Genomic DNA, 21114 nt, shown 5'->3' with positions numbered 1-21114 from the left:
GTTTAGCCCCACCACGGATAGAACGGCGGCATCTCGGATGCCTTGCCCGCGTATGCCGGCTCACGCTTTTCCAGAAACGAACGCACGCCTTCTTTACCGTCGCCAATGCTGGTGTAGAACATTGCCAGTGTATCGACACGGTGGGCTTCCACCGGATGCGGCTGAGCGCTGTTGCGCCACATCATCTGCCGTGCAAGCGCGACGCCGACCGGCGATCGGTGCCGCGTGAACTTGCGGGCCAGGTCGCGCGCGGTGTCGAGCAGCGCTTCCGGCGCATGGACCGACCGCAAAAGCCCGCCGCGCAGCGCTTCGGCCGGGTCGAGGATGTCGGCGGAATAAACCCATTCCAATGCCTGCTGCATGCCGACCAGACGCGGCAGAAACCAGCTCGAACAGGCTTCGGGCACGATGCCGATCTTGCCGAACACGAAGCCGATGCGCGCCTTTTCGGACGCGATGCGGACGTCCATCGCCAGCGTCATCGTCGCGCCGATACCGACCGCTGCGCCATTGATGGCGGCGATGACCGGCTTCTTGCAGTCGTAGATGGCGAGCGTGACGCGACCGCCGGTGTCGCGGACGCCGTCGCGGATCGCCGGATCATCGATCCGCGTGTGCAGATCGCCCAAAGTCGGCGCCTGGGTTTCGTCCAGACCGAAGACGTTGCCGGGCACGCTCAGGTCCATACCGGCGCAGAACGCACGGCCGGCGCCAGTGACGATCACCGCGCGCACCGCGTCATCCTCGCTGGCGCGATGGAAGGCGTCGACCAGCTCGTTGGCCATCTCGACGGTGAAGGCATTCATCTGGTCCGGCCGGTTCAGGGTCAGAACCAAGATTCCGTCGGCATCGACGTCCCAGGCCAGTGTGTTGTAGCTCGTCATGTCTTGCTCCTCATCAACGGCTCCAGATCGGCGGCGAGCGATGTGCTGCGCGCAGCGTCCATGTCATCGCCATCTGCAGCGGCAGCATCAGCGCAATCCACGGCAGGTTGTGCTGTTGCATGCCGGGGACCGATTTGATCGCGACCGCCGCCACGGCGATCAGCAGGGCCAGCTGCGCGACCCGCACCGCCCAAGCGGCCGGATACCAGCCGCCACGGACGGCGCCGGCCCACACCGGTATCAGCGCCAGCAGCAAGGGATTGAACAACAGCAGATTCTGGTTCGCCCACATGCCCCAGTGCTCGGTCAGCGCCCAAGCGGCAAGCATGACCAGCCCGGTCACACCGGCGACCGCACTGATCGCCATGGTCAACATCGCGTACGTCCAGCGCATGAGGCCGAAACGGCGTAGTGCCCGAGTCAACAACAGGAGCACCGCCAATCCAGCACCCAGCAGCGACAGCGGCAGCAGCCCAGTCAGCCCAGCGGGCTCGGCCTCCTCGGACGCTTGAGGACGATAGATCCAGCCCTCGGACTCAACAAGAGCGCGCTCTGCGCCGCTGGCATCGGTGAGCCGCACGTCGCGCACCGCCTGCATCAGCGTCAGCGGTAAGAAGCTGTGCTGCCATAGGTTGATCGGCCGGTCGGCGCTCGGGCCGAGCCCCAGGTCCATGCCAACCGCCAGCGGCTTGTCAGGCGACATCAGCCGAACGACTTCCTCGCGATACGTCACCGGCGTGGGCAGAGGCTCGATCTGCGCTTTCAGCGCGCCATGCAACACCTGGTCGAGCGCGTCGCGGACGCGCGTCGAGCAGTTGTCGGCGAAGTAGTCGTAGCGATACTCGACGTTCTCCGGCTTCAGGTTTGCCGCCAGGAACGCCGCCAAGTCACGGCGCTGTTCGTCATCCAGCGCCAGGCGCTGCTCGAAGATCCAGCGCCCTTCAGCAGCGTACATCCGCAGCGTCCGGTCGAAGGAATCGACGTCGAGCCGGTAGCGCATCTGCCCGCGCGCAAAGTTTAGAAAGAAGCTCTTTTGTTGGAAGTCGAACGTGCCGTAGTTGAACACCGCCGCGCGACCATCAGCGGCGCGCAGCAGCAGTGCATTGTGACCAAAGCGCTGCCAGTAAATGTCCCCCGGTCCGAATGTCAGCAGGCTGACTTGTGGCGGCACATCCAACGTCAGCTGCGCGTGGGCCGGCGCCAGCAGCAGCGCGGCGCCGAGCACCATCAGCCAACGTAAGGCACGCGACGCCAGGCGGCTCATTCGGATGACAGCGTGACTTGCAGTTGCTGTACGCGACGGCTGTCGGCGCGCTGCACGTTGAAGTTGAAGCGATCGATGCGGACGCTCTCGCCGCGCTTGGGCATGTGGCCGAAGCGATGCATCACCAAGCCGCCAACAGTGTCGAAGTCTTCGGTCGGCAGCGTGGTGCCGAAATACTGGTTGAACTCTTCAACCGTCGCCAAACCATTGACCAAGTAGCGGCGGTCATCCTGCTTCAAAATCGGCGCCGCCTCGGCATCGTCGTACTCATCGTCGATCTCGCCAACGATTTGCTCCAGCACGTCTTCGATCGTCACCAAGCCCGCCACGCCGCCGTATTCGTCGACGACGATCGCCATGTGGCTGCGACCGCGCTTGAAGTCCTTCAGCAAGATATTGACGCGCTTGGATTCGGGCACGAACGACGCCGGGCGCAGGTCGCGCATCAAGTCGAACGCGCTGGCATCGAAGCCCGGAATGCTCGGTGAAAACCGCAGCAGATCCTTGGCCAGCAGAATGCCGAGCACCTCGTCACGGCTATCACCAATCACTGGGAATCGCGAATGGCCCGACTCGACGACGACCGGCAGCAACTGGTCCAGCGTCCAGTCGCGCTCGACAACCACCATCTGCGAGCGCGGCACCATGATGTCGCGCACTTGCAGCTCGTCGGTGCCCAGCACGCCGAGGAACATCGCCAGCGCATCGGCGTCCATGATCTCGGACTCCCGCGCCTCCTTCAGGAAGTCCAGCAGATCTTCGCGGCTGCGCGGTCCGCCGGCGAGGCGGTGCGCGGCACGGCGCCACCAACGGCTGAAATGGGTGTCGGTACTGTCGCCTTCTTCGCTCATTTTTCGATTGGTCTGCGGCGGCGCGCCTTAGGCGGCGTCACCGTGGTCGACCTCATAAGGATCGGGGAAACCGAGGCCGGCCAGGATCGAGCGCTCATGGCGCTCCATAACCTCGGCCTCGGCATCGGTTTGGTGATCGTACCCTAAGAGATGCAGGCAGCCATGGACGACCATGTGCGCCCAATGCGCCCTCAGGGGCTTGCCCTGCTCTCGAGCTTCGGCCTCGACAACGGCCGCGCAGATCACGATGTCGCCCCACATCGGCACGCCGAAGGTCTCACCGTCATAGGGGAACGACAAAACGTTGGTCGGCTTGTTCTTGTGCCGGTAACGAAAGTTGAGGTCCTGACTTTCAACGGCGTCGACGATGCGGATCGCCAATTCGCCGGTCTTGTCGCCAAGCGCCGCCGTGGCCCACGTACGCAGCGTCGTTGCCGACGGAATACCCGCAGGCGGCACGCAGCGCTGTATCAGGATGTCATTCATGCAGTGGGTGGATGCGGGTAGAACCAGGCTAGGGGCACGGCCGCAGCCGACGGCCCCAAGCGGTCAGCCTTCGCTTGCAGGCTGGGCCGCATCGAAGGTTTCGTAGGCGGCGACAATGGCCTGCACCAGCGGGTGGCGCACGACGTCTTCCTTGCGAAAGTGCGTAAAGCTGATCTTGGGTACGCCGTCGAGCACGCGCATCGCGTGCTTGAGCCCACTCTTGTCAGCGCGCGGCAAGTCGATCTGCGTCACGTCGCCAGTAACGACCGCGCAGGACCCGAAGCCAATGCGCGTCAGGAACATCTTCATCTGCTCGACCGTGGTGTTCTGCGCCTCGTCGAGAATGATGAAGCTCTCGTTGAGCGTGCGGCCTCGCATGAACGCCAGCGGCGCGACTTCGATCACCGACCGCTCGATCAGCTTGGCGACACGGTCGAAGCCCAGCATCTCGTACAGCGCGTCGTATAGCGGCCGCAGGTACGGGTCGACCTTCTGCGTCATGTCGCCAGGGAGGAAGCCGAGCTTCTCGCCCGCCTCCACCGCCGGCCGGGTCAGGATGATGCGCCGCACCCGATCTCGCTCCAGCGCATGCACGGCGCTGGCCACGGCCAGATAGGTCTTGCCGGTGCCGGCCGGCCCGATGCCGAAGCTCAGGTCATGCGAGGCGATCGCTTGCAGATACTGTTTCTGATGCAGGCCGCGACCGCGAACGACGCCGCGCTTGGTGCGGACCGCGACCTCGTCCTGAGCCAGCGGCGAATCGTCGCGGTCGACACCGCCACGGTGATCGGCGCCCTCTTCGAGCAGCGCCAGATGGACCTGCTCGGTCGTCACCAAGCCGTCTTCGGTCTGACGGAACAAGTTGTGCAGCACCGCCTCGGCGCGCTCGGTTTCGTCGCGACGCCCCACCAGCCGGAAGTGGTTGCCGCGATTGCGTACTTCGATACCCAGCCGTAATTCGATCTGGCGCAGATGCGCGTCGAACGGCCCGCTCAAATTGGCGATGCGGTTGCCCTCGTCGGGCTCCAAAACCAGATCGATCACATGCTGCGCTGGCGCGGCCATCAGACCCGCACCCCGCGCAGCGAGTTGGTCGTCATTTCCGTGATCGACACGTCGACGAATTGCCCGGCCAAGCCCGGCGGTGCGTCGAAATTGACGCTGCGGTTGGACGAGGTCTTGCCGGTCATCTGGCCACCACCACGACGCGACGGGCGTTCGACCAGCACCGACTGCACCGTACCGACCAGGCGCTGCTTGAACGCATCATCGTGGACGCGGATGCGCGCCTGCAGCTGCTGCAGACGTTGCTGCTTGAGTTCTGGTGGCACCAAGTCGCGGAGATTCGCGGCCGGCGTTCCAGGGCGCGCGCTGTAGACGAACGAATACGCCGAGTCGAACTCGCATTCGTCGATCAGATCGAGTGTCCGCGCAAAATCGTCCTCGCTTTCGGACGGGAAGCCGACGATGAAGTCGGTCGACAGCGACAAGCCGGGCCGCGCCGCCTTGACGCGGCGGATCTTGTCGACGAACTGAGCCCGCGTATAGCCGCGCTTCATCATGCCCAGAATGCGGTCGCTGCCCGACTGCACTGGCAAATGCAGATAGCTGGCGAGCTTGGGCTCGTCACCGAACGCGTCGATCAGCGCGTCGGTGAACTCGGCCGGATGTGAGGTGGTGTAGCGGATACGCTCGATGCCCGGTATCCGAGCGACGTAGCCGATCAGCAGCGCCAGGTCGCAGAACTCGCCGCTGTTATTGCCCATCGGGCCTCGATAGGCATTGACGTTCTGGCCCAGCAGCGTGACTTCGCGAACGCCCTGCTCGGCCAGCTGCGCGATCTCGACCAGCACCCCGTCAAGCGGGCGACTGACTTCCGGGCCGCGCGTGTACGGCACGATGCAGAACGTGCAGTACTTTGAGCAGCCCTCCATGATCGACACAAACGCAGTCGGCCCTTCGGCGCGCGGTTCCGGCAAACGGTCGAACTTCTCGATCTCGGGGAAGCTGATATCGACTGCCGGCCGCGCGGTGCGCCGGTTCTGATCCAGCAACTCGGGCAGGCGGTGCAAGGTTTGCGGGCCGAACACGAGATCGACGTGCGGTGCGCGCGCCGAAATCTGCTCGCCCTCTTGGCTGGCGACACAACCGCCGACGCCAATCACCCGCCCCGGCCGTGCCTGCTTCCACTCGCGCCAGCGGCCCAGCTCCGAAAACACTTTCTCCTGCGCCTTTTCGCGCACCGAGCAGGTGTTGATCAGCAGCACATCGGCCTCTTCAGGCACCAACGTGCGCTCAAAGCCGTGGGATTTCCCCAGAACGTCGGCCATCTTGGACGAGTCGTACTCGTTCATCTGGCAGCCGTAGGTCAGCAGGTACAGCTTGGGGTTCATCGAAGGCAACAATAGGGCGCGGGGACGTGAGTATAGCGAGCCTCCCAGCCCAAACCGGAGTACGGACGGCTATCGGGTCGACTTGTAACGCGACAGGTAGCGCCAGAAAGTCCGAGAAGACCACAGACGGAGGATGCTCTGGCAATGCCAGATGAAGTGGCGCAACTCGATCAGCGTGCGCCGGCGCGCATTGTGGACGACGCCCTCTAGCGGCAGCGACCACACCTCACCGCCCGCGATCCAGTAGCGCAGACAGAGTTCGGTGTCTTCGCAATACAGGTGAAACGATTCATCAAAACCCTGGTGGCGCTCGAAGTAGTCCCGGGACGTGGCCATAAACAACCCCGCTATCCAGTCGACTCGGGCACTGGCAGCCACCTGTCCGTAGTCGGCTTTTCGCTTCCGGAGTCCGTAACGCCGCCAGAGAGCGGCAGGCGTCAGCAGTCGCCGCATGTTGTCCTGAGCGTTGCCATCGCTGTCCAAGACGTGGGGGGCGGCTAAGGAGTGAGGCCTGGACTGAAGGAACTCGGTCAGCGACGGGAACGGGTTCTGGTTCAGCCGCAGATCGGGGTCCAGAACGGCGACGAATCGGCCTCGTGCGTTCGACAAGGCAACGTTGTGATTGCGCGCGAAACCTTGGGGCCGCTCGTTGCGCACGATTTCGATCGCACCGGGCCACAGCGTTGGATCGACCGCCACCGGTTCGGGGCAATTGATAGTGATGATCAACTCGAACTTGGACGGGTCTAGTATCGAGCGCAGATCACCGAGCAAGCGATTTACGCTCGCGCCGTGACCATGGCTGATGACCGACAGCGTCCAATCGACGCTGCGCAGCCTTAACTGCTCCAAGAACACACTGTTATTCTTATTGAATGCCCGCGAAGACTCGCCAGTAGCAGCCTCAATAACGGGCCGAGCCTGGCGAGAATCAACAAAACCCTTCGAGCCGCCGTACTGGCCTTGCATCTGACAGCACCGCGGCAGGTTGGTCCCGACCATGCCACACCTTAGCTTGGTGTCCGTGCGGCGGCAACCTGCGCGCTTAGCTAAATGCCTGTATAGCAGGCACATTGGTTGCTTTGATCTACAAACTTTGACACTGTATTCAAGGATCGGGCGCCGCAATCGCGCCAGCGTGTTTTGCCGAAAGGGTCGGTCCCCAGGCGTGTGGACACCACAGTGCGCTAACAGCAAGACACATCGCCGAACGACGACGGGCAGCCGAGCTTGAAACTGAACTGGAACCGCAAATCAGGCGCCTTGGCGGCGCTGATGCCTAGCGCGGGCGTCGCCCCGTGCTGTATCGATGCGGCGGTTTCCTTGGCGGACGGCTTGTGGATCGTCGGTTGGGTCCTTGCCGCCGACATCAAGTCGACCACGGTGACGGCGGGCACGACTCGCGGTGATGCCGACCTGATCGTCCGCTATTGGCGACAGGACGTCGCGGACCACTTTGGGATCGAACGCGGTAATCGACCGTTGCTCGGTTTTGTTGTCCGTGTGCCGGTCCACGGGCTACCGCCAAAGAGCGCGATCGAACTTCAGTTTCAAACATCTGAATCGCCGGCGACTGCAAAGGCGGAATTGGCGGACCCGGCCCAAACCGACTTTGCAAACGGGCTTCGAGCGCAATGGCCTTTGATCGGACCGGCGCTGATCCGGGCACACGATCCGGTTGGCCTGATGCCACTGCTGAGACTGATGGCGACGCCGATCGGCGACCGCTTCGGTAAGTTTCAGTTCTTCGTCGAGCCCGCGATCAGCACTGGCAACGAGGGATTGCTGGTCAACGGCTGGGCGGTCGACCCCGACCGCGAACTGCGCCACTTGTATCTAAGCTGCAGCCGCACCGGGCGGGTGTTGGGCGACCTGGCCACCCATTGGGCTCGAACGCCGCGGGCCGATGTCAGCGAGCGCCATGTCGGAACCCTGACGGTCGGCCAAGACCCGGGCTTCATTGCGTGGCTGCCCTGCAGCGGCACCTCGGATACCGGTGTGACGGATCATCTCTATGCCCTGGCTGTACTGAAAGATGGACGCATCGCCAGGCAGGACATCAAACCGTCGCCAGCGTTGGGGCCGATGGCCTCCGTGCAGCATGTGCTGCGTCTGTTCACCGAAAGCCAGCCCAGGCTTGGTGACATCCTAGAAAGCCATGTGGGCCCGGCGATTGACGCCATCTGGCGCCACCGCACGCGGTCAGAACCCCGTCTAGCCCGTCAGGATTTTGGTTCGGCGCCAGCGGCACCCGATATCAGTGTCATCGTACCGTTGTACGGCCGCTACGATTTCATGCGCCATCAGTTGGCCGTTTTTGCCGATGATCCGGCAATGGAGCGAGTCGAACTGATCTATGTGATCGACGACCCCAACATCACCACTCCGGCACTGCAGTTGGCAGAAGAACTTTCCGGTCTTTTCCGGCTGCCGTTTTCGGTGATCAGCTACAACGAGAACCTTGGATTTGCTGGCGCCAACAATGTCGCAGCGCGAATCGCGCGCGGCAGAGTGCTGATCCTGCTCAATTCGGATGTGATGCCGGTGAAACCCGGCTGGGCTCCTGCGCTGGCGGAACAACTGGCGAGCCTACCGGAGGCCGGCATTGTCGGCACGACACTGCTCTATGAAGATGGGTCGCTGCAGCACGCCGGACTTCAGCTGCGACGCTTGGCCCGTTGGGCAGGCCTGCCCGTCAACATCCACCCTGGCAAAGGACTCAGCTACGTCAGTACGGGCCAGTCCCGGCAGGTATCGGGGGTCACCGCCGCTTGCATGACGATCCATCGCAAGCTTTACCAGGAACTCGGCGGCCTTGATGAAGGATTCATCCTGGGCGATTTCGAAGACAGCGATATGTGCTTCCGGGCCAGCGCCAAGGGCCACAAGATCTACTGCGCGGACGTGCCGATGTATCACTTGGAACGCCAGTCACAATCGTTAGCCGGAGACAGCTGGAAGCACAAAGTGACGCTATACAACTGTTGGCGACACTCCAAACGGCTTCCCGCCAACGCCGTGACATCAAAATGAAGCGCAAAGTGCTGGTGGTTGCGCACGGCCACCCCGATTTTTCCAAGGGCGGGGCCGAAATCGCGGCCTACACGCTGTTTCAAGAACTGAATCGTCGCGACGACTGCGAAGCATGGCTTCTGGCTGCCAACGGAATTGCCGGCCTGCAGCACACCGGCACGCCGTTCTCGGCACGACCGCGCGAGCGCGAGATGCTATTTGCCGGCGGCACCGATTACTTTCTCTTCTCGGCCAACAATCTGTCGCATCTGACGCAGGACTTCGCCGAGCTGTTGCGGCATATCCAACCAGACGTCGTCCACTTTCACCACTACGCCGTGGTCGGCATCGAAATGCTGCGTGTGGTGCGCAACACCCTGCCCAACGCGGTGATCGTGCTGACGCTGCACGAGTTCCTTGCGATCTGCAATCGCAACGGCCAGATGCTCAAGAGCAACGGCAGCCTGTGCCGCAACGCCGAGGCAGACCCGGCTGAATGCCATGCCTGCATGCCCGGTCGATCACCGCAGGATTACTTCCTGCGGCGGCAATACATTCGATCGTTCTTTGCACTCGTTGATCAGTTCGTAGCGCCGAGCCAGTTCCTGAAGGAGCGCTACGTCACCTGGGGCTTGCCCAGCGACCGGATCAGCGTGATCGAGAACGGTCAGCCATCACAGCCAATGCCCCACGCATCCGGCACCAGAGCGTCGACGGCAACGGCCCACAGGTTCGCATTCTTCGGCCAGATCACGCCGTACAAGGGACTCGAGGTTCTGCTGCAGGCGTTTAGCCAACTGCCCAAGGCAGACCAGAAACTCGCCCGCCTCGACATCTTCGGCGGTGGCCAGGAGATGTTCGAAAAAGAGTTTCAAAGCCGTATCGAGCAACACCTGGAATCGGCGCACCGCAACGTCCAATACCGTGGCCGCTACGCGCCCGAAGATTTTGGCCGTCTGGTCGCAACCGTCGACTGGGTGATCGTGCCGTCCATCTGGTGGGAAAACTCGCCGCTGGTCATCCAAGAGGCTCGACTGCACAGCAAGCCGGTGATCTGCGGTGACATCGGCGGCATGGCGGAAAAGGTTCGTCACGGACACGATGGCCTTCACTTCCAGACAGGCAGCGCGGCGGCGCTTGCCGAGACGTTGCAGCGCTGCCTGCATGAGCCCGATCTCTGGGGCCGCCTGCAAAGCGGCATTCAGGCGCCGCCGTCGATCGAAATGACGGCCGACGACCTCAATCGGTTGTATGCGCGCCGGCATCAGCGCGCATAACCTAGCCGCACGCGACCAATCGTCACGTTACGAGAACGATAAGAATGAGTGGAAACAAGGGCGTCATGGGTCAGTTTTTGAAGTCGCTGCTTCCAAAGTCGGATGATCTTGCGGCGGTGCCGTCGGTCGCGCATGTCGCCGCGGTTGAATCCGACAGCCGGATGCCGGCCGAGGTTGAGCCCAGTTCCATTGAGCCCCTTGCGTCCGGCTCCGACGCGGGCATCGGCCAAGAATTGCCGGTTGCCGTGGGTCCAGTCGCCGCGCCGTCGCAGTTGCAGTGCTACGCCGATTCGCTGGTCGCCATCCGCAAGCCGGCTGGCCTGCTGATCAGCGGCTGGATCGCCGACGGCAGCGGCGACGCCACGGACGCTGCGCTGAAATCCGAAGGGCGCTTGGTTGCCAGCAGTGCGTGGGTTTTCCGGTATCCAAGGCCCGATGTCGCTACGTATCTGGACGCCGCGAACGACGCCCCGAACGCCTACGGTTTTGCCTGCTTCCTGCCCGCGACCGACGTCCCCGACGATGCCGATGCCGCGCTGCATCTGCGGTGCGGGGAAGCGGAGTTTTCGATCCAGGTTGCCATCGGTAGCGGCAATCGCGACGCCTACGCAATTGGCGCGCTGCAAGGCGTGTGGTACGCCGCTAGCGAACAGCTATTGACCCACTTTGGAAGCCTGCCCGCCGAGATCATGACGGCCGTCGTGGGCCCGATGCCGACCAGCCTCAGACTGCACGTCGACAACTGCATTCCGGCCGGCGATCACTCCGTCGTCATCAATGGCTGGTGCGCGGCACTGAACAAGGCGCCGCTCGAAGTTTATTTCGTCGACGAGCTCACGCTGGAGGCGACCCGCGTCGACCAGACCTGGGAGCGCACCTTGCGCGCCGACGTGGCCGAAGCGCTCAAGGACCAGGGGCCGATCAACCGGCACTGCGGGTTTGTTTGCGTGGCGCCTGTCGGCAGCGCCGAAAGCCTGGGCAACCTGGCGCTGTACTTCGTGTCGGGCAGCAGCATCGGCCGATGGCCACTGCTGCCGCCAGCGCCGCTCAAGCCGCGCCCCAACACCGAACTGCTGCTGGGCATGTTCGGCAAAACACAGATGCACATGGACAGCATGATGCGCCAGCTCGGCCCGGCTATTGAGACAGCATTGCCGCTCAGGCCGATTGCGCGCGATGTGCAAGGCGACCTTCGTTGGTTCGGCACCGCGCCGAAGAACCCCAAGGCAACGATCATCATCCCGGTGTGGCGCAAAGCCGATCTGCTGCGATACCAGCTGGCGGCACTGTCCACCATAAGTGCCGAAAAGCGTCCGGAAATCATCATCGCCATCGATGACCCCGCACTGGAAGAGAGCATCGTCGGCAGCGGCGATGACTGGCTGGCCCGTTTCGGGATGCCGTTCGCCATCTACAGCTGCGGCTACAACCTTGGCTTCGTGGAACAGCTCAAGAGCGCGGCGAGCGTGGCGCGTGGCGACGTGCTGGTACTGATGCATTCCGACGTGCTGCCCGACCAGGCCGATTGGCTTGAGCAGCTGCTGGCCGTGTTTGATCGGCAGCCACGCTGCGGCGTCGTCGGGCCCAAGCTGCTCTATGAAGATGGCTCGATCCACAGCGAGGGACTGCTCCGTGTGCGGGTCGCGCCGTGGCCGCAGATGGTCGACCTAGAGCGCGTCAACAACGGGCATCCGAATGCAGCGCGCCCAACGGCCCTGCGCCGCGTGGACGCGGTGCCATCCGCCTGCTTGCTGGTCAAGCGTCGCCTGTTCGAGGTGCTCGGCGGATTCGACAACCGTTATCTGTTGGAAGACGAGTTCGCCGTGGCCGATTTTTGTGCGCGTGCCGAGCAGATTGGTTACGTCACGCTACTGCAGCCGTCGGTGGCGATGCGCCACCTCGAAGGCCATAGCTGGGATGCCTATGTGGCCGAGGAGCCGTTCTTGGCCGACATCAATTGGAGACACAAGGTGCATTTGTACAACTGCTGGCGTCACGCTCAACGCTTGGCCCAAGCCGGCGGGCGCGCGGCATGAGCAAGCGCGTATTGGTGGTGAGCCACGCGCACCCGGACTTTTCCAAGGGCGGCGCCGAAGTGGCGGCTTACAACTTATTCAAGGCCGTGCCCGACATCAAGGGCTGGGACGCGCACTTCCTGGCGCGCCACGGCATCCCGGCACTGCAGCGCGGCAATGCGATCTCGATATCGCATAACGGCGGCAACGAAACACTGTTCGCGAACGAAACCGATCACTTCTACTTCAACCTCACGCAGCCGGAACGCACGATGCCGTGGTTCCGCAGCTTCCTCAAAGGCGTGAAGCCTGACGTGGTGCATTTCCACCACTACTGGCAGGTCGGCCTGGAGCTGCTGGGCGAGGTGAAACGCCATTCGCCGAAGACAGCAGTGGTGGTCACGCTGCATGAGTTTCTCGCCGTGTGCTCGCAGCATGGGCAGATGCTGAAGACCAACGGCCAGCTGTGCCGCAAGTCGAGCGATGCCGAATGCCACGCCTGCTTGCCTGGACGACCACCGCGCGATTACTTCTTACGCAAGCGCTATCTGCAGACGTTCTTCCATTACGTGGATCACTTCGTGTCGCCAAGTGAATTCCTGCGTGAGCGCTACATCGAGTGGGGCATCCCGGCTGAAAAGATATCGGTGATTGAAAATGGCTTGCCGATGCACGGCGCGGTGACCGACGTCGCGACACCGGCTGCAACGGCTTCCGAAGAAGAGTCCCGCGTAATGCGGTTTGGCTATTTCGGCCAAGTCAACCCGTTCAAGGGCATTGATCTGCTGCTGTCGGCCGCCGCGCTGCTGCCGAAAGCGATCCAGAAAAAGGTCAGTATCGAAGTACACGGGGGCGGCCTCGAGCACCAGCCCGAGGAATTCCGCTACAAGGTCGAAAAGCTGCTCGCTGACGCACCCAAGTGCGTGCGCTACTACGGGCCGTACTCGCAAGACGATTTGCCCAGCATCATGGGCAATGTCGATTGGGTCGTGATGCCGTCGATCTGGTGGGAAAACTCACCCGTGGTGATCCAGGAATCGTACAAGTTCAAGCGCCCGCTGATCGTCGGCGACATCGGCGGCATGGCCGAGAAAGTGAAGCACGAAGAAACCGGCCTGCACTTCCGCGCGCGCAACGCATTTGACCTGGCGCGTGTGATCCAGCGTGCCGTCACCGAGCCAGGCTTGTGGGACCGGCTGCACGCCGGCATCAAGCCGCCGCTATCCAGCACCGACTGCGCCGACATCCACACGACGCTGTACAACCAGATTCTCGACCGCCTGCAATCGCAGGCCGCAGCCTGAGCCCGAACCATGTCGCTGACCCCGCTGTTTGAAGGCCGTATTGACGACTACATCGCTGAAAACAGCGATGTGGCCAATGCCCTGTGGTACTTCATCCACATTCCCAAGACCGCTGGCAGCTCGTTCCGTCAGGAGTTGGCCACGCGGCTCAAGCCCGAGGCGAACATTGTGGTGGACCGTACCGCGTCGGACCTACCGCATCGCGAGCGGCTGCTCGCCGCCGTGAAGGGCTTCCTCGCCGACCCGCAGTACAAAAACGCCCGGTTTGCATCCGGGCATGTGCCGCATGTGGTAGCGCGCCCGATCTTCACGCAGCGCAAGCCGCTGCGCCTGGTCACGATGCTGCGCGACCCGGTCGAGCGCGTGATATCGGACTTCCGCTACCAGCGCACTGAAGCCCACACCGGCCGCGAAGAGTCGCTGCGCCGCTTCCCGACGTTTGAATCGTACGTGCGCGAAGTGGGCACGCAGAACAAGATGTACAAATTTCTGCGCGAGTCTCCGCAGCAGGACGTAGCCGGGACGATTGCCTGGCTGGAGCAGAACTTTGCGTTCGTCGGCGTCACCGAAGACTACAACTGGTCGTTGTCGCTTCTGTTCCGCCTGCTTGCGATCAAGGAAAAGCCGTCGGTCTATACCCGCAAGACGGTCGATAACGCCGACAACCAGATTGAGGACCTCGAAAAGATACGGCCTCTGATCATGGAGAGCAACAAGCTCGACATGCAGATCTACCGCCACTTTCGGCAGAGACTCAATGGCGCCAAGCGCGCCATGCGCGGCGCAAGCCCCGCACCCAAAGTTGCCGGCTGAGCCGACGACACCAACACCGCGCCAATACGGCGGAGTATCAATACGTGAGCATGCGCAAACTGTTCGATGGCGACATCGAAGGCTACTTCAACGACAACGCCGACTTCGACAAGGCGTTCTGGTTCTTTGTCCACATTCCCAAAACGGCCGGATCGAGCTTCCGCAGCGAGCTGGCAGCGGCGCTGCGCCCGAACGCGAACATCACGCTGAACTACGCGCTCGACGGTGAAAGCTTCGAGAGTTGGCGCAAAAACGCCGTCAAGCGCTTCCTGGCCGAACACGAAACCAAGCAGCACCGCTTCGCGTCAGGGCACATCATGAACGGCCTGCTCGGCGACCTGCGCGCCGTAGAACCCAACACGCGCATGGTGACGATGCTGCGCCACCCGGCCGACCGCCTGATCTCGGACTTCCGCTACGCGCGCACGCCGATGCACCCGCCGTATCAGGAGTTCATCAAGCGCTACCCGACCATTCAGGACTACATCGCCGCGCCTGAGTCAGCCGACAAGATGGCCGTGTTCCTCGAGTCCACGCCCAACCAGCCGGCAAAGGATCTGATCGCCGAGCTCGAGCAAACCTTCAGCTTTGTCGGCCTGACCGAAATGTACCCGCTAACGCGGCGCACGCTGTTCAGCCTGCTGAACATCAACGCCGGCCCGGTCGAACACAAGCGCAAGACCGAAGATACCGCCGACAACCGCGTCGAAGTCACCGCAGAGCTGCGTGAGCAGATCATCAAAGCGAACCCCCGCGACATGGCGTTGTACCGTCACTTCCGCGCCGGTTGGGTCGCTCAGCGCGAGAAGCTAGTTGAGCACTTGAAGCAGCGCGCCATCGTGACCGCTAAGGCCGAAACCAAGGCCCGCAAGCACGAAGCACTGGCCGCTTACAACGCCGCCAAAGACAGCGGCAACAAGGCCTAACGCTGCAACCGCGGGAGCGGGACGGGTAGTCGCGGCTGCTGGGGCCGACACCGCACTACCCCACCCGCGCAACCGGCGCATTGCCGGCGGCCGGACCCTCAGCGGCCGCCCTGACCCGACGCCCAGGGCAGCTCCTCAACGCGGCGCAACTCGCCTCGCTACGGCCGCTGATCGTCCCGCGGCAAGAACGGCGGCAGGTCCGCTTCAATCGCCTGCCGCAGCGATTCCAACCGATCTGAAAAGTGACGGTAAATCTTTACGTCCAACGCGTTAGCCGCTTCGATCTCCTCACGCAGCACCGCCGTACCGTCCACTTGATTATCTGTGTTGTCTTCCGTTTTGCGCGCATAGATGGTCGGCGCCTCCATGCGCCCGAGCAGCGCAAACAACGCTCGGCACGAGAATTCGTACGCTTCTTGCGTACCGACAAACGTGAACTCACGTTCGACTTCGTCGATCACCTCGTCAACCGGCTGACCTGGATATCGGCTGAGGTAGTGATGCATTTTGTTTTGTTCCGGCTTGCAAGCGAGGTAGCTAGCAAGGTCGGGAAATGCTTCAATAAATTGCCTGAACGGAGGATGCGCCGGCGTCCGCTGATAGCGATAGTCGGAGATAAGTCGTGCCACCGGGTCGCGCAGCATCGTAATCAGTTTTACATCGGGGCGAGCGTGCCGTAGGCGCTCAACGTGGGATCGATACAGATGACCAGAAGCAAATCGAGGCCAGGCACCATTGGCCGGATCAAGGAACTTGAGCATGGCTCGATCAAGAAGTGAGTCATGCGTCACAGTGGGATCATCGTAGGTGATGAAAATATTGACGTCGGGTTGAAGCCGACTCGCCAGCTCTCCACGGAAGGAAGAGCCAGCTGTTTTAGGGATATGAAGGAAGAACCATATGTCGCCCTCTCGGTCGGCTGTCGCTGAAAGTAAGTCGAGCAGCACAGGAGTCGCCACAGCACCCTCTGTCATCGTAACGCGCCCATGTTCACAGTGGTCCATAATAGTAGGCAATTTGGTCGCCTTATGTGCGCCTGTGAAAGATCTTTTGGGCACAGCAATAGATTGAATTGACCGAGCCACGTCAGCACGACTGGTACTAGGCTCGCGCCCAGCTAACCTTGCTGAGCATCTTCTAACCGACTGACAGGTGTTCGATTTACGTAGCTCAGTAGCAGTTGGATGCAACCCAATAAAACCGTCAGTTACACATCGGGCGCAATTGATTCATGGACCGTGAGCGGAAGTATTTTCTGCTTATCCGATGAGTATAGAAGATACCTAACGCCGCCTTCCGCCCCCTATAAATGGCGACTATTGGGCTGGCTTGAAACAGCCACCCGCACTGACATCGCTACTTATAAATCTAGACCTCCACAAAGCAGCACTACCATCAACAAAAAGAGCTACGCACCGTGTATTTCAAAAGTAAGAAGACTGAATGCCCAACGTCTATAGCTCCAATCGGAAAAGGGGAACGCTACCGGGGCGCAATCGATCGACTTGATAATAGAGTCGTCAGCGGCTGGTGTATCGACGCATACAACCCATCGAACGAGGTACCTCTCGAGATTTACTGCAATGGAGTACTGATTTGTGGCTTAGCTCCGAAGTATCAACGCGAATCGCTTAAAAATCGACTTGGCACACACGGAATTCACGAGTTTCGATTCGAATGGAAAAAGCTCGATCGGAAGCTAAAAGACCGATTAATAGCTGAACTAGCCGTACTGACCCCAGACACCGAATCGCTCATATCCATTGAGGTTCTTATAAAAGGAACTACAAATGTGCTGTCAGCGCATAAAGCCTATGAAAAAGGAGCGCAACCTCTCCGGGCTATTGATATCGTGACTTCATTAAAGCGGCCCGGTGCCGCCGACCCATTATCGCCCAGCGCTACCGAACATCATATAGAAGCGATATCGTTGCCCAACTTAAAAACGAAACTAATTGCATTCTACTTGCCCCAGTACCATCCAATTCCTGAAAACGATTTGTGGTGGGGAAAAGGATTTACCGAATGGACCAATGTAGCCAAAGCCCAACCTCTATTCAGCAATCACCATCAGCCTCGACAGCCTGCCGACCTTGGCTACTATGACCTCCGACTAGAAGAAGCGCGAGTCCAGCAGGCGGAACTCGCAAAGCAGTACGGCGTCTATGGCTTTTGTTATTACTATTACTGGTTCGCTGGCCGACGACTACTTGAGCGGCCACTAGATGATCTTCTGAAAAGCGGAAAGCCAGACTTTCCTTTCTGTCTTTGTTGGGCAAACGAGACTTGGAGCCGGCGCTGGGACGGGTCTGAAAAAGATGTGCTGATGCAACAGGTACACAGTCCAGCATTGGACTTCGAGTTCGCTCGGAGCGTGATTCCGTACATGCGAGACCGGCGCTATATTCGAGTAAACGATAAGCCAATCTTAGTTATCTATCGAGCCAACATCATCCCCGACCTCGCGAACACTGTAAGCAGGTGGCGTGAGCTATTCCGTGAACAAGGAATAGGCGAAATCCATCTTATATCCGCTTTAACATTTGGATTCGAGAGCGGCATCCCGTTTGGATTCGACGCTGATGTTGAGTTTCCGCCCCATGCATTGGGTGTAAAAATACGAAACAAAGAGTATGGTGCACCAGAAAGCTTCAGCGGTAAGCTTTTTAAATATGGCGACGTCGTCGAAACACAAGTTGCGCAACCATCCAACGGGCGCTTACGTTACTTCACGCCAATGCTAGGCTGGGACAACACGCCAAGAAAGGGCTTGAAAGCTCACGTGTTCCATGACTTTTCGCTTGAGGAATACGAAACATGGCTCGCTGCCAGCGTACTGAAGACCGAGGAGCTCTACGACGAAGCGAATCAACTCGTCTTCATTAACGCATGGAATGAGTGGGCTGAAGGTACATACCTAGAGCCAGACAGCCGTCACGGTCACGAATACCTACGCAGTACGCTTAAAGCACTATCGGGTCTAGAGCATCTAAACGCAAAGCAGATCTCTTACGTATTGAGTAACAGTCCTGTCGAAAACGCTAACCAAGGCCGTAAAAGGCTCACCAAAGCAGTGAGCGTAATCTCTAATGGTCATATACCGCCGTTCAGTTTAAAGGGGCTGTTGTCCGATAGCAAGTGGACGGTAACAGATGTAAGTTACAACGGGTGCGCTAAATCACTAATGTGGATCGAATCCATCCACCCAGGCCTACAATTGAAACGAAGGTCGCTGTCACTGTCTGGCTGGGTCATTTCTGAATGCGGGACATTTAATACTGTTGAAGTCAGCACCTCCACAAAACTTCTCTACGAAGCCACTATCGATGGCCTTCGCGATGATGTTTACAGCTACCACGAGCGCTATTCAAACAATAGGAAACACAATTCGTTTTCGATAGATGTTCCGCTGGACTCATTATTTGTTCGTGGCGAGCACGAAGTAACACTAAAACTTAGCGCGTTCTCTGCGAGTGACGAGCTTTCCCGCTGCGCCGTTATTAGCCTCCGAACCGACAGTATCTCTGTTGTCGAGAATAACAGCGACCCAAGGAGTGCGTTAGACGCAATCCCGGGCTCCTCCGACGCAAAGGCGCTATACCTAAAATCGTGTCCGGTGCTTTATGTGCTTCATGATCCCTACCCAGCCGGAGCTCAGTTGTTCTTGTTGAGATATTTAGAGCATCTAGCGGCGACGGGTCGCGCCCATCCAGCCGATATACTTATTTGCATCGAACAGAAGGACGTTCTGCGTTACGGAACAAAGGCAATTCAAGTAATCGATCGCCTGCGAAGCGTCGGGAATGTGCACTTTGCCGATGACGTTGCGGGTGCGATCGACAAGTTCCGTAGTAGCTCCTTGGTTTACATAAACTCCGCTGCGTCATTGCGTGTTCCTGCCATTCAACGTCTTATTACGCTCAATTGCGTTCTCCATGTGCACGAAATGGCACATACCATAAACAAGTTATTAAGCGCTGACCAGCTTATGATGCTCGTCAATGGAACATTTCCACTTATCGCGTGCTCTAACTCCGTTCGTGACTCTCTTGCAAATGATCTGGGGATTGCCAGAGATCGACTCCGGGTGGTCCACTCGTTTGGACCGGTGGGTAAGTGCAACATAGACGCTGGCCAACGACTCGCAGCCCGAGCGCAAGTCGGAATCGACTCCAAAGATTTTGTTGTATTGCTTGTAGGATCAGTAAACTGGCGTAAAGGGCAGTATCTGGTTTCGCAGATCGCACATCACCTGCGGGCCTTTTATAATATAGATGCACGCTTTGTTTGGGTCGGCGAGAAGGGCGCAGAATTCAGTTTCGATGAGGTGAACTATGAATTTTCGATCGCGAATCTTGGTAAGATCGAGTTTATCGGTTATCGAACAGACACCGAATTGTATTATTCGGCGGCAGATATTTTCTTGCTTCCTTCTGTAGAAGACCCGTTCCCGCTTGTCATGATCGAAGCCGCATCGTTTGGACTACCAGTGTTTGGCTTCAGGCAATCGGGTGGCGTTGCGGAGTTTGCTGCAGCGGGGGGAGGGTTTGTAAGTGATTTTCCTGACTGCCACGGCCTGGCGGGACATATCGCCACTTTTTTCAATATGGAGTCAGGGAACAAACAAGCAGTAATGCAGAACGCATTAAATGCAGCGAATCAGTTCTCAACCGCTAATCTTGCAGATGAACTGTTGGGCCTGACGGAAAGCCTTCGCGACAATAACTTCTTTTAGTTTATGCCAAATGTAGCCGTTATCGTACCGAACTACAATCACGCAGCTTATCTCGATGCCCGCCTTCGCTCTGTGTTCAATCAAAACTACGTTGATCGATCCGTGTTGCTGCTCGACGATTTCTCAACCGACAATAGCCGGGATATTCTTTCGGCTTATTCGCATCGTTATCGAGCCAAAACTATTTTCAACGAGGTAAATTCAGGAAATGTTTTTAAACAGTGGCAAAAGGGCATCGACGCTACGGATAGCAAATATGTATGGCTCGCAGAATCTGACGATGCTGCGTCTCCGTGGCTTCTTACTGAGCTTGTATCGCTATTGGAGTGCAATCCATCAGCCGGGCTTGCATACTGTCAGTCGTGGCTAATGTCAACTGACGGACTGATACTGTCGGATGCGACCGGTTGGACTGCCGATCTTTCAGCAACCCGTTGGCGAGAGTACTTCGTCAATAGCGGCCTAGATGAAATTCGTTCTTATCTTGTACACAAAAATACTATACCTAACGCAAGCGGTGTTCTTATACGGCGAAGCTGCATACCAGATAGGTTTTCAGATGCGTTATCTCAATACCGGCTGTGCGGTGATTGGTTACAGTGGATTAATGTTCTTGAAAAATCGGACATCGCTTTCTCACCGCTACGACTCAACTTTTGGCGGCAGGCGAGTTCGAATGCACGCCTGAAAATCCACGGACTGCTTGAGTGGGAAGAGGGGCTTAAGATACTTAATCACGTTGTAGAAACTTGCAGTATCCACGAGTCAGATGCGCGCAAGCTCGAAAATGCGCTTGCTCGAAAATGTATCGGCTGGATCAAGGAATCTGTCATTTCGTTAACGTACTAGTCATTGATTGTTTTCTGCTATCAATATCATACCAAGGCGTACTGATCGGAGGTTCCTTACCTGACAGTACATTGGCTCAGGCAATCTTGATCTTTTCACTGCCACCTATTTCAGGCAGATCAGATCATCGGGCGGTGCTTTTCTGTTGGACACACGACGCGTCACGTTCGATCAACCTTTCATCGGAATCACTGACCATGGCCTTGAATGGTAGAGACAGCAAATGGTTACTCGACTATCCTTGTACGGCGACTGCCGATGAAACTGCCATGATGCTTCCGATTGCGTCCCGTACCAGTCAGCAT

16 protein-coding genes are annotated in these 21114 nt (G+C 59.3%); 8 read left to right on the top strand and 8 right to left on the bottom strand.

Features of this window, described 5'->3' with window-relative positions; genetic code table 11:
- Positions 1–2: 2 nt before the first annotated feature.
- From BUB09_RS08090 to BUB09_RS08060, 7 genes are all read right to left on the bottom strand, one after another.
- Entirely contained in the window at positions 3–884 is an 882-nt protein-coding gene (locus tag BUB09_RS08090) for a crotonase/enoyl-CoA hydratase family protein (RefSeq protein ID WP_072896442.1), read from the bottom strand.
- Between the two features lie 13 nt (positions 885–897).
- Positions 898–2148, bottom strand: coding sequence for a lipoprotein N-acyltransferase Lnb domain-containing protein (locus BUB09_RS08085; protein ID WP_072896440.1), 1251 nt, complete (start codon positions 2146–2148; stop codon positions 898–900).
- Complete coding sequence (locus BUB09_RS08080) at positions 2145–2999, bottom strand: CorC family transporter (protein ID WP_072896438.1); 855 nt, start codon at positions 2997–2999, stop codon at positions 2145–2147. Before BUB09_RS08080 ends, BUB09_RS08085 begins: the two co-directional genes overlap by 4 nt.
- 27 nt (positions 3000–3026) lie before the next feature.
- Entirely contained in the window at positions 3027–3485 is a 459-nt protein-coding gene (gene ybeY / locus BUB09_RS08075) for an rRNA maturation RNase YbeY (RefSeq protein WP_072896437.1), read from the bottom strand.
- A gap of 63 nt (positions 3486–3548) precedes the next feature.
- A complete protein-coding gene (locus tag BUB09_RS08070; protein ID WP_072896435.1) occupies positions 3549–4550 on the bottom strand; it encodes a PhoH family protein in 1002 nt (333 codons plus the stop codon).
- Positions 4550–5878: a tRNA (N6-isopentenyl adenosine(37)-C2)-methylthiotransferase MiaB gene (miaB, locus tag BUB09_RS08065; protein WP_072896433.1), complete on the bottom strand. Its 1329-nt coding sequence runs from the start codon at positions 5876–5878 to the stop codon at positions 4550–4552. The genes BUB09_RS08070 and miaB overlap by 1 nt, the downstream gene beginning before the upstream one ends.
- Positions 5879–5947: 69 nt before the next feature.
- On the bottom strand, positions 5948–6847 hold the full coding sequence (locus tag BUB09_RS08060; protein ID WP_175550137.1) for a glycosyltransferase: 900 nt from the start codon (positions 6845–6847) through the stop codon (positions 5948–5950).
- A 261-nt stretch (positions 6848–7108) separates the two neighbouring features.
- Between BUB09_RS08060 and BUB09_RS08055 the strand changes: the two genes are divergently transcribed.
- Genes BUB09_RS08055 through BUB09_RS08030 form a run of 6 tightly spaced genes read left to right on the top strand, consistent with a single transcriptional unit; the run spans position 7109 to position 15225 of the window.
- Entirely contained in the window at positions 7109–8911 is a 1803-nt protein-coding gene (locus BUB09_RS08055) for a glycosyltransferase family 2 protein (protein WP_084083255.1), read from the top strand.
- 8 nt (positions 8912–8919) lie between these two features.
- On the top strand, positions 8920–10167 hold the full coding sequence (locus tag BUB09_RS08050) for a glycosyltransferase family 4 protein (protein WP_175550136.1): 1248 nt from the start codon (positions 8920–8922) through the stop codon (positions 10165–10167).
- A 44-nt stretch (positions 10168–10211) separates the two neighbouring features.
- Complete coding sequence (locus BUB09_RS08045) at positions 10212–12203, top strand: glycosyltransferase family 2 protein (RefSeq protein WP_084083254.1); 1992 nt, start codon at positions 10212–10214, stop codon at positions 12201–12203.
- On the top strand, positions 12200–13486 hold the full coding sequence (locus BUB09_RS08040; RefSeq protein WP_072896424.1) for a glycosyltransferase family 4 protein: 1287 nt from the start codon (positions 12200–12202) through the stop codon (positions 13484–13486). The genes BUB09_RS08045 and BUB09_RS08040 overlap by 4 nt, the downstream gene beginning before the upstream one ends.
- 9 nt (positions 13487–13495) lie before the next feature.
- Positions 13496–14299, top strand: coding sequence for a sulfotransferase family protein (locus tag BUB09_RS08035; RefSeq protein WP_072896422.1), 804 nt, complete (start codon positions 13496–13498; stop codon positions 14297–14299).
- Between the two features lie 44 nt (positions 14300–14343).
- The gene (locus BUB09_RS08030; protein ID WP_139250189.1) at positions 14344–15225 is read left to right on the top strand and encodes a sulfotransferase family 2 domain-containing protein; all 882 of its coding nucleotides are present in this window, start codon (positions 14344–14346) and stop codon (positions 15223–15225) included.
- 158 nt (positions 15226–15383) lie between these two features.
- Here BUB09_RS08030 and BUB09_RS16955 read toward each other — a convergent pair whose 3' ends face one another.
- Positions 15384–16184 (bottom strand): sulfotransferase family protein, encoded by an 801-nt coding sequence (locus BUB09_RS16955; protein WP_175550135.1) that lies wholly within the window; start codon positions 16182–16184, stop codon positions 15384–15386.
- Positions 16185–17017: 833 nt separating this feature from the next.
- Between BUB09_RS16955 and BUB09_RS08020 the strand changes: the two genes are divergently transcribed.
- Together BUB09_RS08020 and BUB09_RS08015 are read left to right on the top strand one after the other, a co-directional pair.
- A complete protein-coding gene (locus BUB09_RS08020; protein ID WP_175550134.1) occupies positions 17018–19960 on the top strand; it encodes a glycoside hydrolase family 99-like domain-containing protein in 2943 nt (980 codons plus the stop codon).
- Positions 19961–19963: 3 nt separating this feature from the next.
- Complete coding sequence (locus BUB09_RS08015; RefSeq protein WP_072896416.1) at positions 19964–20809, top strand: glycosyltransferase family 2 protein; 846 nt, start codon at positions 19964–19966, stop codon at positions 20807–20809.
- Positions 20810–21114 lie beyond the last annotated feature (305 nt).

Origin of the sequence: Hydrocarboniphaga daqingensis (assembly GCF_900129825.1) — a bacterium.
GTDB classification, from domain to species: Bacteria; Pseudomonadota; Gammaproteobacteria; order Nevskiales; family Nevskiaceae; genus Hydrocarboniphaga; species Hydrocarboniphaga daqingensis.
This window is presented reverse-complemented; position numbering and strand designations above follow the sequence as displayed.